This is a genomic window from Brachyspira intermedia PWS/A, from assembly GCF_000223215.1.
Lineage (GTDB): Bacteria > Spirochaetota > Brachyspiria > Brachyspirales > Brachyspiraceae > Brachyspira > Brachyspira intermedia.
The window spans coordinates 1,007,243-1,023,453 of sequence record NC_017243.1; the positions used below are offsets into that span (position 1 = coordinate 1,007,243).

At 27.5% G+C, this 16,211-nt stretch carries 13 protein-coding genes and 3 tRNA genes; 9 read left to right on the forward strand and 7 right to left on the reverse strand.

Annotated features, from left to right (window positions below; genetic code table 11):
• The first annotated feature begins 53 nt into the window (after nt 1–53).
• The 4 genes from BINT_RS04445 to rsmA are packed head-to-tail and all read left to right on the forward strand — an operon-like array spanning nt 54 to nt 3,362.
• Nucleotides 54–359, forward strand: a complete 306-nt coding sequence (locus BINT_RS04445) for a hypothetical protein (protein WP_012669563.1) — start codon at nt 54–56, stop codon at nt 357–359.
• Nucleotides 360–410: 51 nt separating this feature from the next.
• Nucleotides 411–803, forward strand: a complete 393-nt coding sequence (locus tag BINT_RS04450; protein WP_014487360.1) for a tetratricopeptide repeat protein — start codon at nt 411–413, stop codon at nt 801–803.
• Entirely contained in the window at nt 800–2,527 is a 1,728-nt protein-coding gene (locus tag BINT_RS04455; RefSeq protein WP_041177254.1) for a hypothetical protein, read from the forward strand. The genes BINT_RS04450 and BINT_RS04455 overlap by 4 nt, the downstream gene beginning before the upstream one ends.
• Nucleotides 2,517–3,362, forward strand: a complete 846-nt coding sequence (rsmA, locus tag BINT_RS04460; protein ID WP_014487362.1) for a 16S rRNA (adenine(1518)-N(6)/adenine(1519)-N(6))-dimethyltransferase RsmA — start codon at nt 2,517–2,519, stop codon at nt 3,360–3,362. Before BINT_RS04455 ends, rsmA begins: the two co-directional genes overlap by 11 nt.
• On the opposite strand, the gene BINT_RS04465 is transcribed toward rsmA, so the two are convergent.
• The gene (locus BINT_RS04465; protein ID WP_234944359.1) at nt 3,359–3,916 is read right to left on the reverse strand and encodes a hypothetical protein; all 558 of its coding nucleotides are present in this window, start codon (nt 3,914–3,916) and stop codon (nt 3,359–3,361) included. The genes rsmA and BINT_RS04465 overlap by 4 nt on opposite strands.
• 166 nt (nt 3,917–4,082) lie before the next feature.
• Here BINT_RS04465 and pyk point away from each other — a divergent pair, with 166 nt between their 5' ends.
• The gene (pyk, locus tag BINT_RS04470; RefSeq protein WP_014487364.1) at nt 4,083–5,516 is read left to right on the forward strand and encodes a pyruvate kinase; all 1,434 of its coding nucleotides are present in this window, start codon (nt 4,083–4,085) and stop codon (nt 5,514–5,516) included.
• Between the two features lie 544 nt (nt 5,517–6,060).
• Here pyk and radA read toward each other — a convergent pair.
• Nucleotides 6,061–7,449 (reverse strand): DNA repair protein RadA, encoded by a 1,389-nt coding sequence (gene radA / locus BINT_RS04475; RefSeq protein WP_014487365.1) that lies wholly within the window; start codon nt 7,447–7,449, stop codon nt 6,061–6,063.
• Nucleotides 7,450–7,497: 48 nt separating this feature from the next.
• Complete coding sequence (locus BINT_RS04480) at nt 7,498–9,540, reverse strand: GldG family protein (protein WP_014487366.1); 2,043 nt, start codon at nt 9,538–9,540, stop codon at nt 7,498–7,500.
• A gap of 197 nt (nt 9,541–9,737) precedes the next feature.
• Between BINT_RS04480 and BINT_RS04485 the strand changes: the two genes are divergently transcribed.
• From BINT_RS04485 to BINT_RS04500, 4 genes are all read left to right on the forward strand, one after another.
• Nucleotides 9,738–9,810: transfer RNA gene (locus BINT_RS04485), tRNA-Phe, on the forward strand.
• Between the two features lie 91 nt (nt 9,811–9,901).
• Nucleotides 9,902–10,618 carry an RluA family pseudouridine synthase gene (locus tag BINT_RS04490; RefSeq protein ID WP_014487367.1) on the forward strand — a complete coding sequence of 239 codons (717 nt, stop codon included), beginning with the start codon at nt 9,902–9,904 and terminating at the stop codon, nt 10,616–10,618.
• A gap of 86 nt (nt 10,619–10,704) precedes the next feature.
• Nucleotides 10,705–10,777, forward strand: a tRNA-Lys gene (locus BINT_RS04495).
• Between the two features lie 26 nt (nt 10,778–10,803).
• Nucleotides 10,804–10,877 (forward strand) — tRNA-Glu (locus tag BINT_RS04500).
• A 497-nt stretch (nt 10,878–11,374) separates the two neighbouring features.
• On the opposite strand, the gene BINT_RS04505 is transcribed toward BINT_RS04500, so the two are convergent.
• The 4 genes from BINT_RS04505 to BINT_RS04520 form a co-directional block, all read right to left on the reverse strand.
• Nucleotides 11,375–13,270 (reverse strand): tetratricopeptide repeat protein, encoded by a 1,896-nt coding sequence (locus tag BINT_RS04505; protein WP_014487368.1) that lies wholly within the window; start codon nt 13,268–13,270, stop codon nt 11,375–11,377.
• A complete protein-coding gene (gene nusB / locus BINT_RS04510; RefSeq protein WP_014487369.1) occupies nt 13,242–13,787 on the reverse strand; it encodes a transcription antitermination factor NusB in 546 nt (181 codons plus the stop codon). The genes BINT_RS04505 and nusB overlap by 29 nt, the downstream gene beginning before the upstream one ends.
• Before the next feature lie 134 nt (nt 13,788–13,921).
• Nucleotides 13,922–14,479: an adenylate kinase gene (locus tag BINT_RS04515; RefSeq protein ID WP_014487370.1), complete on the reverse strand. Its 558-nt coding sequence runs from the start codon at nt 14,477–14,479 to the stop codon at nt 13,922–13,924.
• Between the two features lie 106 nt (nt 14,480–14,585).
• Nucleotides 14,586–16,184, reverse strand: coding sequence for a PEGA domain-containing protein (locus BINT_RS04520; RefSeq protein WP_014487371.1), 1,599 nt, complete (start codon nt 16,182–16,184; stop codon nt 14,586–14,588).
• Nucleotides 16,185–16,211: the final 27 nt, after the last annotated feature.

Genomic DNA, 16,211 nt, shown 5'->3' on the forward strand with positions numbered 1-16,211 from the left:
TTTAAAGTTTGTTATACTTGCAGTATAAAAAATATAATTTATGGTAAGTATTTATGAGCGAAGAACAAAATGAACAATTGTCAGAAACAGGCATATATTGTGCCAATTGCAGATATTGCGTTTTATTCAGAAAAGCTAGCGGTATAGACGGTAATCAATATTTGCTAAGGGTAAAATGTGCACAAGAGCAATGGCGCAAGAAACTTGGCGAAGAAAAAATGTACAAGTATTTTACAGTTGCTAGAAGAACTGTAGAAAAATGCGATGACTATAAGGAAATGGGTGATTTAAGAAGTTTCCTTAAGACTTTGCGTAAGAGTTTGCCTGTACGTGATGAAGTATATACTATAAAGAAATAATGGATTTTTAGTGAAAAAAGTTTTATTTTTTTAGTTGCGGTTGTTTTTTTATTGATTTCATGTGCTTCAGCTGTTAAAGTTTCTGTAGAGGAAGAGCAGTATCCTAAAATAATAGCTGAAAAAGGGTATACTGAATTTGGTAATAAAAACTATAAAACTGCTATAGCCTATTATCAGTACATAATAGATAATTTTGATAGAGAAAATTATGCTAAAGATGTGGCTTGGGCTTACTATGAAATAGGTTTTTGTTATTATTATCAAAAGAAGTATGAGGAAGCTTTAAAATATTTTGATATAGTTCTCAATAATTTTACAGTGCTGCCTCCTAAAATTTTAGCCCAAAAGGTTATGCAGGATATTTATGAAGAAAAACCTAAATTAAAACCTATGGAAGTTATAGAAGAGGAAATAGAAGTTATTGAAGAAAATATAGACTCATGAGAAAAGAAAGTAGCATCACTAAGAGTATTATATTAAGTTTCCTATTGCTTAGTATTTTAAGTTTATTTATTATACTTTTTGTATATATTTTGTATAGTAGAGGGGAAGGAGAGGATTATTCTCTTACAACATATATACTATACAGTTTAATATTTTTTAAAAGTTATATACCTTATGTAATAGCATTATCAGTTTATTTATCATTTTTTAAAGCTAAATATTTATATCAGGAAAGTATATCAAAGGTTATAGCTTATCCTATAGGGCTTATAGTATTACTTGTTTGTTTTTATGCTATATATGATTATTCTTTTACTAATTTCTTTATATCTAAGCTTAAAGAGCATAATAGTATTAGAGATGCAAAAATATATTATGAATATGAATTAACATTGAAAAATAGAGCTTATGAAGCAGCAAAAGAAGAATTGATGGCTGGTAACTTAGATGCAGCATCTACTTTGGCTGAAGAAGCATTATTTTACGATAAAAATGACGGAAATACTCTTTTACTTATCAAATCTATACAAAAAGAAAAAATGATTAGAGAATCTAAGATTCATGAGGAAAAATTTAATAACATAAATAATTTAATGAGTCTTGGTACAAGAGAGTTTAGCCTGTCTAATTATAATGCTGCCAATAATTATTTTAATCAGGTGTTGGAATTGGATAAGAATAATCCCATGGCACTTTACTATATGAATAGAATTAGTATAGCTATGAATAAAAAGCCTCTATATTATGGTAATGCTACTCCTCAGGAGGCATCTATATATTCAAGATTATCAGAAACTATCAATCTGTATGAAAGCGGATATTTATGGAAGGCTTATGATAATATTTCTAAGCTTTATCTGAATTATCCTAATATAGCTGAAATAAATAATTATTATTCTATTATAAGAGATGCTATAACTAGATATGATTTCTTTATTAAAGAAGCACAAGAGGTTAGAGAAGCATATATTAATAATCCGGATTTGCTTAAATATTCTTCTGTTTTTAGTCATAATGGTATAAATATAATGTTAAGTAAGAATGTTTTCTTATCTTCATCTACAAGTGCAATGTTTAAAAATAGTTTGTATATATTTGATGTTTCACTTATGGAATTAGATGATGAATTGAAAATTGTAAGATGCGAGAATTTCTTATTTGGAAAGATAGCTGATTCTTTCAATTCTACTAATAATACTAAAAATATTATATTAAAAGCGTATTTTGATACTAATAAAAATGAATATATATATAATGATGCTATTAGTAAGGTTATTCCTATTAATATATCATATAGTACATTAGATATTATTAAAAATTATACTTCTTTGAATTTAAGATATGTAAATTTATTGGAATTATTTACTTTAAGAAAAGAAATTCAAAAATTTGGATATTCTAATAAGGATATTAATTTCGAGCTTTTAGTAAAAAATATAGAACCTATAGCTTATTTATTATTATTTATGATAATAGCATATTATTCATTTAGATTCAGATTAGCAGCATCTACTGATAAGTTCCATTTTTACAATAGAATTACAGGTGTTTTAGGTACATTATTATTTGTTATCGTTTATAAAGTTTTAATAGATTATCTTGGAATGCTGATGTTAATGGCATCGCATATTACAATAAGCGTTCTCATAGCCGTTGTGGTATTTGCATTCCTTATACTATATGTTATATTCCAAATGGCTAGAATTCCTAGAGATGTTAGATAATTTATATTCAAAAAGAGAAGTTACAGAATATTTAAAAAGTAAGTCCATATTTCCAAATAAAAACAGAGGACAGAATTTTCTATGCGATAGAAATATAGCGTACAATATTGCAAATATAGTTCCAAATAATTTATCAAGAGGCAAATATGCCTTAGAGATAGGCGGAGGACTTGGAGCTTTAAGTAATATGCTGTATAATATATATAAAGATAATCTTACAATAGTAGAATATGATAATGCTTTATATAATCATTTAATAGAAAAATTTAATAATGTTAACATAATACATAAAGATATATTAACATTTGATATATCTAATTCAGAAAATAAATATGATGTATATGGAAACATACCATATAATATAGCAAGTCCTATAATGGAATGGCTTTTACATGAATCTTATAATAAATGGAATTATGCTGTATTTATGGTTCAAAGTGATTTTGCTCAAAGACTCATAGCTAAAGAAAATACTGAGAATTATTCTTCTTTAACTTTATTTGCTAATTTTATGTCAGATATTAAATTAGAATACAATGTTTCAAAAGATGTTTTTTATCCTATTCCAAAGGTTACCTCATCTATCATAAGTATTACACCTAAAGAAGTTGATATTGATATTGTAGAGGTATTTAAATCTGTTTCAAAAACTTTATTTCATAATAGAAGAAAGACTATACGTAACAATTTTATTAGTTCACCATATTTGAATATAAATAAAGAGCATATTGATGAAATATTAAGTAAAGCAAATATTGACGGCAATATAAGAGGTGAAACCCTGCCTATAGATAAAGTTACAGAACTTTCTAATATAGTAAAGCAATATATTTAATTATTAGTATTATCTAAAATTCTTACAGATTTAATAATATTTTCTATTTCTTTATCATCTTTTTTACTATTAGCATTATACATACACATTATTTGCAGTATTCCGTTATTATGAAGCATAGTGAAAGATTTATGATAAGTTTCATTAGGTCCGTAATAGAAGCTGCTTAAAATTTTATATGAATTAGGTATATTTTCAGGTATTTCTTCAGATAATACTTGGAATTCTTTTATAGAAGGATGATTTCTTAAACCATTTATTATCCTATTTTTAGCATTCTCTAAATTTATACTACCACTGTATGCTAGTTTATATTTTGTATATACTATAGTATATATACCAGTATTTCTTTCTACTCCATAAGATTCATTAAATTCTACAGAGTTATCTATAGCTACTGTTCCATCTAAAAATCCAACTTGAAAATCTTCAGGCACATCTATAGCTATATCTGTTAGAGTTATAGTTTTAGTTCTTTGACTACATGAAGAAAGTAATAATGTAACAGAAATTATTATTAGTATAGTAATGAATTTTTTTAATGTTTTACTCATATTAATATTATATATCATATTATATATTTTTAAAGTAAAAATTTTATATATTTATTTTTTTTATAAAATAAAAATTATTTTTAATTATTAAATTATTTTTTTATATTTAAATATATACTAAAATATATTTAATTTAATTTTGAATGAATTGAAAGGATATTTTATAATGAGAAAAACAAAAATAATAGCAACTTTAGGCCCAAGATGGTCTAGTGAAGATATGGTAAGAAAGATTATAGAAAATGGAGCAGATGTATGCAGGTTAAATTTTTCTTTTGGAACTTATGATGAACATTTAGAAAGAATTAATATAATAAGAAAAGTTTCAAGTGAACTTAAAAAACCAGTTGCAATATTAGCAGATTTACAAGGTCCTAAAATAAGAATAGGTAAATTAAAAGAGCCTATTACTGTAAAAGAAGGAGATATAGTAAAACTCAGTGGATATAAAGAAACTAATGATGATAGTATTATACCAACAACACATTCTAATATAGCTCATGATGTAAAATCAGGTTCTATGCTTTTGATAGCAGATGGTACTATACAGCTTATAGTTGAATCCAGTGATGAGGCTTCAAAACTTGTTGTATGTAAGGTTATAACAGGAGGTACCATATTAAGCAGTAAAGGAATTAATCTTCCTGGAGCACATGTTACAACAGAGGTTCTAACAGAGAAAGATGTAAGTGATGCTTTATTTGCTGCTAAGAATGGTGTTAATTATTTAGGAATGAGCTTTGTAAGAAAAGCTGAAGATGTTATAAGACTTAGAAAGATATTAGATGATAATAATCTTCAAGATGTAGGTATTGTTTCAAAGATAGAAAATACAGAATCGCTTGAGAATTTAGAGGAAATTATAAAGCATTCTGATGGTGTAATGGTAGCTAGAGGAGATTTAGGCGTTGAGATACCATTTGGAGAAGTACCTGTTTGGCAGAAAAAGATACTTAGAATGGCAAATGATATAGGAAAGATTACTATCATAGCTACTCAGATGTTAGAGAGTATGACTAAGAGTCCTGTGCCTTCAAGAGCTGAGGCCAGCGATGTTGCTAATGCGGTTTTAGACGGTACAGATGTTGTTATGATGTCTGCTGAAACTGCTTCAGGTGATTATCCTATAGAGTCTGTTAAAGCTATGGTTTCAATAGTAGAGGCAGCTGAAAGATCTGCTATAAGGTATTCACATGACAATATGTCTTATTTAGACAGAGGTGTCAATGATGCTCTTACTGACAGTGCTTCTTACTTATCATATTGTTTGGATAATAAAGTGATAATTGCCCTTTCAAGATCAGGTTATACCGTTAAAAACTTATCTAAGAAAAGACCTAAAACTCCTATTGTTTTTATGTCTGCTGATACTGATTTATGTAACAGATTAGCTATATGTCATAATGTGTATACTATACTCATGCCTGAAGATTTGAACTTCAGTGCAGGTATAAGTCATGGAGGTCAGATTGATATACTTGAAGATACATTAATAAAGCATAATTTAGCCAATCATGGTGATAAAGCTATACTTGTCAGCGGAAGCAAATGGCAGGGTAGATGGCAGGAAAACAGCGTACGTGTAGTTGTTGTGCACTAATTTATATATTATATGGTTTTTTGAGGGTTACTATTTAATTATAGTAATCCTTTTATTTTTTATAAAATGAAATTTATTTGTAATCCCGCCCTATAAGTTTTTTAATAATATATGATATTTTTATTTTATATTTTTTTTAATTTGAATTTGTTTTTATAGATGCCCGCCCAAGTTTTATAAAGAATTATTGCTATTATTTCCGCACGGTGAATAAAATTTATAATATAGTATAATATAAAATTGCAATTTAAATTATAAATATAGATTTACTTACCGTGCGGTTAAATAAACAAAAAATATAATAAAAATTTGGGTGGGCATGCTTTTATAAATTAAGTAAAAAATTAATAAAAGCTTTTGTATGTAATTGAAATTAAAAAGCGTAGAGGGTGGGATTTCAAAATTAGATTTAAAAATATATTTACATTCCCTGCCCTTTATTCTTTATTGATTTTTATTGAAATTCTAATTTAAATAATTTTGTAGTTTAATTAGGAAATAAAGCATCCGCCCAAGCATTTTTTAAATTTATAATGTAACTTCATTAATTTCCAATCCCTAGCCTTTTTACAGCTTCTGAAATATGATCTATGCCTATGATTTTTATATCTCCCGGATTTTTAATTTCTTTTACGGCCCTTTTAGATATGTACACTTCTTTAAGAGAGAATTTCTGCATCTCTTTTATTCTTCTTTCTATGAATCTAACTGGTCTTACTTCTCCAGAAAGCCCTAATTCTCCAATATAAGCAGTAGTTCTCTGAATTGATATTCCTGACATACTTGAAGCTATTGCCATAGCTATTGCTAAATCGCTTGCAGTTTCTTTAACATTAAGACCATTAGCTACGTTTATGTATACATCTTGATTTGAAAGATTTAAATGTGCTCTTTTTTCTAGTATAGCTATTATAATAAGAAGTCTATATTGATCATAACCTATAGTAAGCCTTCTAGGATATCCGAATGCACTGCTTCCAACTAATGCTTCCTGCTCAACACAAAATACCCTGCTTCCCTCTATTACAGGAGTTATAACATTTCCAGCGAATACTGACTCATTAACACCTCTTGTAAATACTCTAGAAGGATCTTTAACTTCCATTAATCCTCTTTCCGCCATCTCAAATATACCAACTTCATCAACGGCACCATAACGATTTTTAACAGCTCTTAATATTCTGTATATTCCTTTATCATCACCTTCAAAATATAATACGCAGTCTACAATATGCTCTAATATTTTAGGACCTGCTATAGTACCTTCTTTGGTTATATGGCCTACTAAAAATATTGTTATGTTTTTTAATTTAGCAGTTTGCATCAAAGCCCAAGCACAGTTCTTTATTTGTGCCGGTGATCCTGCTATACTGTTTGTAGACGGACTGTATATAGTTTGTATAGAGTCTATTATAGCAAGCGATGGAGTATCATCTAATAAAGTATTTATTATATTATCGCAGTTCGATTCTGAAGATATTAAGAAGTCGGAGTCTTCTAATGTGAGTCTGTCCGCTCTTAATTTTATTTGTTCAAGAGATTCTTCACCTGTGAAATAATAAACTTTTTCATTTTTAGCAATATTAGATGCAGTTTGTAAAAGTAGGGTAGACTTACCGATTCCGGGTTCTCCGCCTATTAATATAACGCTTCCCTGAACTATTCCGCCGCCTAATACTCTGTTAAGTTCATCTATATTAGTTGATATTCTAGTTCTATCATTAGTTTTTATTTTTTTTAGCGGAGTTAATGAAGCTTTATCACTGGCTGAGGTTGAAGTTCTTTCTCTTATGGATTTATTAGTATCCTGAGAAGGTTCTGTGAAAGGTTTCAAACTATTCCAAGAACCGCATGAAGGACATTTGCCCATCCAATTAATAGTGCTTTCTCCGCAATTATCACATACGAATATAGTATTATTTTTCTTAGCCATATTTTTATTATTCTATACTAATATTAGATTTTTATAAGTAACTTAAAATTATTCTGCCTTTCTGTTAAACTTCTCAAAGATATTCTGTCTTCTTTTCTTGTCGGAACTCCATAACATAAGTCCGAATACTATAACAGCAACAGGAAGCATAACTATATTTATTACTCTTACAAAAAGCTTAACAGTTTCAGGCACTTGATAAGGAGGATTAAATACAGCTCCTTTTCTTCTTATACTCATTAGTCCGCTGTCGCCTGCCATATAATCAACTAAATTCATTAAGAAAATTTTATTTGCAGTATAGGCACTGTTTTTAGCCATTTCATAAGAACCAAGAACTATCACTCTTCCGCTTGTAGTAGAATTAATTCTGTTTATATCATTATTAATATTGTTCTGAGCATTTGTTGATGAAGGTATATCTTTTCCTGCAAATGCACTATTCATTTTTCCTTCAAATGAAGCAGCTAAAAGTCTTTTTGATAATCTGTTTGAATCCTGAGGCATTCCTGTCATAGAAGAAGCAAAGTTTTCTGTTTCAACCCAGCTTTTATCACTTGTATAAATTAAAGGTGTTACTTTTATATCAGTATTATTTGTATTAGTTATAATTTCTGATGATATAGGAGTAAGTAAAAGATTAATGCTTTTAGTTATATCATTTTTAGCATTAATATTTTCAGAGGCTATTAAAGGTATATAATACATTTTCTGTTCCGGCATACCCTGCTGTAATTGAGCCTTATATGCATTATCATCAAATATCATATTTGTGGCTACAGTAAAACCATAATTTGGAAGTATTTCATTAAGTCTATTTGTAACAGGTATAAGTTTAGGACCGTACATCTGAGCATTAGGATCATTTTGATTTATCTCTACACCATTAAGCATAAATAATACAGGCTTTCCGCTCATAATAAACTGATCCAATTTATATAATTCATAGTCGCTGAATGCTGTTTTACTTCCTGCTATTATTAGAGCATCTATACTTGAAGGTATATCATTTAATGAAATATCAACAGCTTCAAAATTATAATTGCCTTGTATTTCTGTTACATATTCGCTTACGCTGTCATAAGCATCATTAGGATTTCCTCCGAATTGAGGAGGTATAGTTATATAATTAGCTTCTTCATGTCCCTGAACATATCCTATAGTTGCTTTAAGTCCAAGCATACTATCTATATTTTTTGATATTTCATTTTTTATTTCGTCAAAAGCCCCATACAATATATATGATGTTGAAAGCTGTCTTATATCATCTCCATTTTCTAAAACTAATGAAAAATAAGCACTTCCTTTATTTGCGACTATATTTCCATTAGGGTCTTTTATATCATCCCATTCAATTTTTTTTACATTAAGCTTTTTTAATAATTCTTCATTTTCAGCAGTAGGGTTAGACATATCTACATTTATAAATCTTACTTTATTCATTAAATCCTTATTAGCATCAGCAACAGCCTGCATAATAGAATCAGGTATAAGCTCCATTGCTCCTATAGGAAGAAGATCATATATTTCTTTTGATGATACATAATAAACATTCAAATTATTCTCTAATCTTGCAAGTCTGTCATTTTTATCCATCATCTTTCTTATTATAGTGTCTATATTATATTCTAAACCTTCAGTTGATTGTACAAATGGTATTGTTTCTATAGAATCACCATATATGAAAGAAAGTCCCATATATGCTACTTTAGTTTGAGTTTGATCCTTTTCTAATACGCTTATTTGAGTAGGATTTATTCTGTACTGGCTAGCTAAATCCCCATGTTTTGATGCATCTATCACTTCAAAGCTAATATTCTTTCCGCCAGCTGCTTTATATCCTTCAAATAAATCTTTTATGTATTTTTCGTAAGTAGAAAATGGGGGAGGTAAATTTGGTGTAACGAAAAATTTTACACTCATAGGTTCTTTTAAATTTTTAACTAAATTCTTGCTTTCTTTACTCAAAGAATAAACTTTATCCTTAGTTAAATCTATCATAGGAGTAAATTGATTAGCTATTGCATTTATTAGTATTATAATTACAACTATTAATGAAAATGTTATTATTCTGTCTTTTTTCTTTGTCATATATTACCTGCATATAAAGATTGTATAGTATTCTGACTGCATTTATAAATCAGAAATAACGAAAATGTGCTATGTATTATATATTTAATAATGCTATTTGTCAAAATATATAATTTATAAACCAAAAAAATATTTTTGTAATAATTTGTATATAAATGCTTGACATTTTTTCTTTGTGTGCTATAATATTTTCACTTGCCTAGTTAGCTCAGTTGGTAGAGCAAAGGACTGAAAATCCTTGTGTCTAGGGTTCGATTCCCTGACTAGGCACATCCCCCTTTTTTAATCACAATAAATCTAATTAAGCACTATTATAAAATATATAACTTCTTATGAATTAAAATAACAATGGTAAAATAATATGGATATAGAAAAAGAAATGAGTAATTATATTAATCCTCTTTATGAAGATAATCATATAATAGTAGCTGTAAAGCCGCCTAATATACCTACACAGGGCGATATAACAGGGGATATTTCTTTTTTTGAGAATATTAAAGATTATATAAAAATAAAGTACAATAAGAAAGGCAATGTATTTTTAGGGCTTGTACATAGATTAGATAGACCTGTATCAGGAGTTATAGTATTTGCTAAGACTTCGAAGGCTGCTTCAAGATTAAGCGAGGCTATAAGAGATAGAAAATTTGAAAAAACTTATTATGCCGTTGTTAATGGTATACTTTTAGAAAAAGAGGGTAAACTTGAAAACTATCTTATTAAGAAAACTAACAAATTGGGTAATATAGCTCAGGTTGTTTTTGAAAATACAAAGAATGCAAAAATAGCCAAATTAAAATATAATGTTATAAAAGAAGATGTAATAAAAAATCTTAGTTTATTAAAGATAGAATTAGAAACAGGCAGATTCCATCAAATAAGAGTACAGCTTTCTAATATAGGACATGTTATATATGGGGATAGGAAATACGGAAGTTATATAAAATATGACAGAAATGATGTTCCTTTAGCTTTATTTGCCAAAAGTCTTAAATTTCCACATCCTACAAAAGATGAAGAAATATATGTTGAAGCAGATTTGCCATCATATAATCCATGGAATATATTTAATAATTAGTTATGAAAAAAAATTAAATTTGGGCTTGACAAAAAATTAATAATATTGTATTATATACAAACATTTGAATGAATGTGAAAACAAACGGGCCAATAGCTCAGTCGGTAGAGCATCGCCCTTTTAAGGCGGTTGTCGAAGGTTCGAACCCTTCTTGGCTCACATCAATCAAAAGTTCTTTAATATATGCCGGTGTGGTGAAGAGGTTTAACACACAGGATTTTCATTCCTGCACTCGCGGGTTCGAAACCCGTCACCGGTTCATTGTTGCCGTACTGATAATTAGTACGGCTTTTTTATTATTGCTAGCTATAAACTTTTTATTTATATGATAAAAAATCTGTTTTAAAATTTAATAACATAACCAATATTCTTATAATAAAATATTAAAGCAAGTAGTTTATATATAACTTTTTGAAATTTAATTATATACAATTTATTACATTTAAATATATTATATATGTGCTTTTGCAACTTTTGCCACGGGAAAAGTTGATATATTTTATTATTGATATAGTAATAAATCTTTGAAATATATATTACAACTAAAGTTATCAGCTATTTTTTATTAAGTTTATCACTAGCGATAATAAAAATGTTATAGAATATAAAATAAATAAAATACAAAAAGCGACAGGTGTGTAACTTAATAAATTAAGTTAAGCCTTTAGCGAACCAAGTACAGGTGGGCTAGTATAACAATAATAAAAAAAAGCAGAATATTTTTAATATCCTGCTTTTTTGTTTATATTCTTAATATTAATTATTATACATAAGCTCTTTCTTTGTAAGTACCTGTCTTAAACCATCTTTAGCCTGTGAATCTCCTCCATCGTAACTTAAAGCATTTCTATAACTTTCTTCAGCATTATCAAGTTCATTCATTCTATAATAACATTTACCTAAAACTAAATTGATGTCAAATAGTTGTCTTTTTGATGTAGCCAAATTCAAAGCCTCATTATAAGCATATATAGCTTCATTATATTGAAGTCTTCTATAAGAGAATGCTCCATAAAGCATATAGTTTTCAACACTAGGTGACATTTCCACTAATTGTCTGTAGTAAGCAGAAGCATCATTATAAGAACGTATTTCTTCCATCATTGTTGCTAATGTTATCCAAGCATTCTCTCTTACTAAGATAGTATTATTATCATCATTAGCAGCTATAAGTAGAGATTCTTTTGCTTTTTCATAATTTTTTGTTTTATAATAAAGCATTCCGGCTCTATATATACTTTCTCTATCTTTAGGATATTTAGAAAGTGTGTAATTATAATAATTTAACGCTTCATTATTATTACCTATGCTTTCATAGTAAACAGCTAATGTTCTGCTAGGGAAGGCATTTCCTACATCTGCAGCAATAGATTCTTTTAATAATTTTATACCTTTATCTGAATTTCCATAGTATAGTTCTAATTCTCCAAGTCTAGGCATAAATATTGCATTATTGGTTTCTATCTTATATATTTCCTGATAGTATCTTAAAGATGCCATAAAATCTTTTTGTCTATATGTTATATCTCCAAGTCTTTCCAATGCTGTTTTATATAAATCATCTTTATTATTAGCCATTATAATTTTTTTATAATTTGCTTCTGCTTCTTTAAGCATGCTTCCTTTATAGTATGCATTAGCAAGCAAACCTGTAGCACCATAAGTATTGGTATAATCTTTCATTTTTACCAATCTTAAATAATATTTTACAGATCTGTCATATGCATTTTCTTTTTCATACAATTCTCCTAATGCAAGTATTGTATCAACATCATTAGGATTTTGCTCTAATATTTGCTCATATACTTTTTTTATACCGTCATAATCTTCAACCTGCTCATATATTTTTACAAGTCTTTTTATAGAGTCAGGTTTCGTATCTGAATTAACTAAACTTTTCAAATACATCTCTATAGCACTATCTGTATCTCCTGATATTACATATATGTCGCCTAATATTGTAGCAGCTTTATCAGCATATTCTCCCTTGCTTCTTCTAACTAATTTAGTTAAAGTATCATAAGCAACACTTTGAAAACCTTCATTAAGTGCTATTAATCCTACATAAAATAAAGCCTCATCATTTTCTTCTAAAGTTAAAACTCTTTCATAATAGCCTTTAGCCAATCGAGGCAAATCTCTTTCCATATAGAATCTTCCTAATGTGAGAAGGCTAGGTATATAATTACTGTTTATTGATAATGAATTTTCTAATGATACTAAAGCTTCATCATACATTTCTTTTTTTAGATAGGATATTCCTAAATTATGTTTTAACTGCTCATCTAAATACAATGAATTTGTCATAGTATTAAATATTTTTATTGCATTATCATAATCTTTTGTTTCATTGTATATTTTTCCTAGAAGTATATTAGCTTCATATTCTTTTTTGGGGTCTATGGTATTTCTTATTTCTTTTTTCAATATTGATTTAGCTTTATTATAATCTTTATTATTATAATACTCTTTAGCCAAGGTATAATCGTCTACAATTTGAGAATTTAATTTTACTTTACCTTGTATTATTGCTACATTTAATGATAATATAGCTATTAAACCTAAGGCTCCTATAGATAATATAAAAACTATCATCTGTATGTTTTTATATTTAGCCAATCTTTTATTGTATGTCTTTTTCTTGTATACCATCTAAAATCCCATTTACAAATTTATAAGAATCTTTATCACTAAAAATTTTAGAAATTTCTACTGCTTCATCTATTACTACAGATTTAGGTATGTCTTTCAAAAATATTAGCGAGTATATTGACATTCTAATAATTGATTTGTCTACATACTGTATTCTTTTTATATCCCAATTATTAGAATATTTTTCTATTAAGTTATCTATTCTTTCTAAATTATTTATAGTACCTTCTACCAAATTTCTAGTGAATGCGAATATATTTTCAGGTATTTTTTTATCATAATCGAAACTAAGAATTTCATTTACAGTTTCTTTTCTATCATTAATTTCATAAGAATATAAAGACATAACAGCATATATTCTAGCCTGTCTTCTTGCTCCATAAGATGATAAATCTAAATCTTTAATATTTTCTTTACTTTTAGATTTTATTATCATTTTTTTCTTAACAGCTTTTCTAGGGGCTGCTTCTGTATTTTCAACTTCATTGTTACTATTTATATCTATTTCTTCAGACATATACAAACCTGTAAATAATAATTTTGATAATATTTTTTTTATATTTTCGGAATATATATCATAAAAATAATTTGCATATAAAAAAGGCTATGATTTATAATCATAGCCCCATAAAAAAATATAATAATTATAAATTATAATACATCTAATTCTTTTTTTATTTTAGCGTATACTTCTTCAGGAGTACCAACACTCTCTATTTTTATTATTTTTGCTTTATCACTATAATAATCTAATACAGGCTTACTTTGATTTTCAAATACTTTTAATCTATTTTTAATAGTTTCTTCATTATCATCAGCACGGCCTCTTTTTAATAATCTATCTATTATTATTTCTTCTGAAGCAAATATATCTATTACAGCACTTATTTTATAATTTAGACTATCCAATATGTTTGTTAATTCTTTAGCTTGTTCTATAGTTCTAGGGAAACCATCAAGCATAAATCCGTTTTTACAGTCATCTTTTTTTATTCTATCTTTTAGCATATCAATAACTAAGCTATCAGGTACCAATTCTCCCTTATCCATATAAGATTTAGCTGTCTTTCCAAGTTCTGTACCATTTGCAATATTTTCTCTAAGCATATCTCCTGTTGCAATATGAGATATAGAATAATCTTTTTCTATTAAAGCAGATTGAGTTCCCTTTCCAACTCCGGGAGCTCCTATAAAAATTATATTAAGCATATTATAACTCCTAAAATTATATTATTATTAGTAGTATAGTAAATAATACTGTTTTGTCAAATATAATTGAGAATTTTATTAATTATTATTACATATAATATTGCAGCTACCACCGCCATGAATACATAAGATTTACACCGCTATAACCGGCATTAAATGAAAGTTCTTCAACAGCAAAATTGTTCTCATTTATCCAAAGCATATAATATACACCAGCAGTTAATGCAAAAGCACCTGTTAATACCATTCCAGCTATATATATATTCATAGCAGTATTATAATTATTTAAATTTATAGGAGGCCTGTTAGGGTCATTTTTATATTGATTATAATAATTAACCATAGTAGAATCTAATACTTCTCCTGCATATATGTAAGTTCCAACTGTAAATATAGCACTTGCTATGGTTAATCCTAAAAATATTTTAGTATTTCTTTCATAATTTTTAAATATTTTATCAGCTAAAGTAGGCTCTTGAAATTTTTTCATATTAGGTGTTAGAACTAAAGAGTTTGTACTGTCTACTGTAAATGTACCATAATAGTCTATATAATTTGTATTTGTTATTTTTATAGAATATGTACCAAAGCCAAAATACCTATTTATTACATTTGTAGGAGTTTCTTTTACACCATTAATTATTACCGTACTTTCTTCTTCTCCAGGTATATTAATTTGAACTCTTGCACTTTCAGTTAATTCTTTCAATTTAAAATTAAGGAGTATATTTTCATTAGTTTTTTCAAATGCAAGCATAGTATCTATTGTTTCATAGTTTTCTTTTTTTATCGTAAATCTATGATTATTTGTTGTTAATGCCGGAACATATAAAGTTTGTCCGCTTTTTCCTATAAATACATCATCTACATAAACAAATGCATCATTTGGAGTTACATCTATTGCTATAACTCCTGTTTTATCAAAATAACTTATTCTATTGGCAATTTCTAAAGCATAGTTCGGTATTTGCTCATCAATTTTTGCTTCTGGTATTGTTATAGAATATGAGGTTATTTTTCTATCCTTTATATAGGCTATATATGTTACTATACTTATATTAGGTCTGTCATATTTTACAGTTCCAAATATCGCTATATCAGACTCTCTTGTAAATATATATTTTTTTATATCATCTCCGGAATATTCATAATAAGTTCTTCCTATATCTACTTTTTGAATAAAATCATTGGTGCCTTTTAGTATTACATTGCTTCCATTGTAATCAAATATCATTTCATTAGTTTCTAAGAAAAAGCCCTGTGTTTCTGGTGTAATTAACTGTACATTACTTCTTACATCTCCCCAATTAGTATATGTTGTAGTTTCATAATTAGTCACAATAGTTATATTAGTTCCTTCTGTTTTGCTTGTATAAGTTATATTAGTAAATTGGAATACTTTATAGTTATATGCTTTTTCAAAATCTACAGGATTAATTACAAAATTCGTTTCAGACTGAAGTCTTAATGTTTTATTATATTCTATTTGATTGGCTACAGCATCAGCAACTGCAAAACATAAATAATTGTAATTTGTATTGTCTCCTAAATTTGTATATATAAATACATCTACTTTTATAGTATCATCAGTTGTATAATAAGGTCTTACCTTTTCCATTGTAATAGGCTTGCCGCCGAAAGGATATAGCGGAATATATAATAAGATAGTTGCTATTATTAATGTTATAATTTTTCTAATATGCATATTTAAAATTCATTTTTTATTTTGTTA

What these genes read in the sequence shown, in the direction of transcription:
- BINT_RS04480 (WP_014487366.1), bottom strand. Translation starts at nt 9,540, where the DNA reads ATGACAAAGAAAAAAGACAGAATAATAACATTTTCATTAATAGTTGTA.
- BINT_RS04445 (WP_012669563.1), top strand. Translation starts at nt 54, where the DNA reads ATGAGCGAAGAACAAAATGAACAATTGTCAGAAACAGGCATATATTGT.
- rsmA (WP_014487362.1), top strand. Translation starts at nt 2,517, where the DNA reads ATGTTAGATAATTTATATTCAAAAAGAGAAGTTACAGAATATTTAAAA.
- radA (WP_014487365.1), bottom strand. Translation starts at nt 7,449, where the DNA reads ATGGCTAAGAAAAATAATACTATATTCGTATGTGATAATTGCGGAGAA.
- BINT_RS04520 (WP_014487371.1), bottom strand. Translation starts at nt 16,184, where the DNA reads ATGCATATTAGAAAAATTATAACATTAATAATAGCAACTATCTTATTA.
- BINT_RS04455 (WP_041177254.1), top strand. Translation starts at nt 800, where the DNA reads ATGAGAAAAGAAAGTAGCATCACTAAGAGTATTATATTAAGTTTCCTA.
- nusB (WP_014487369.1), bottom strand. Translation starts at nt 13,787, where the DNA reads ATGTCTGAAGAAATAGATATAAATAGTAACAATGAAGTTGAAAATACA.
- BINT_RS04515 (WP_014487370.1), bottom strand. Translation starts at nt 14,479, where the DNA reads ATGCTTAATATAATTTTTATAGGAGCTCCCGGAGTTGGAAAGGGAACT.
- BINT_RS04505 (WP_014487368.1), bottom strand. Translation starts at nt 13,270, where the DNA reads ATGGTATACAAGAAAAAGACATACAATAAAAGATTGGCTAAATATAAA.
- BINT_RS04465 (WP_234944359.1), bottom strand. Translation starts at nt 3,916, where the DNA reads ATGAGTAAAACATTAAAAAAATTCATTACTATACTAATAATAATTTCT.
- pyk (WP_014487364.1), top strand. Translation starts at nt 4,083, where the DNA reads ATGAGAAAAACAAAAATAATAGCAACTTTAGGCCCAAGATGGTCTAGT.
- BINT_RS04490 (WP_014487367.1), top strand. Translation starts at nt 9,902, where the DNA reads ATGGATATAGAAAAAGAAATGAGTAATTATATTAATCCTCTTTATGAA.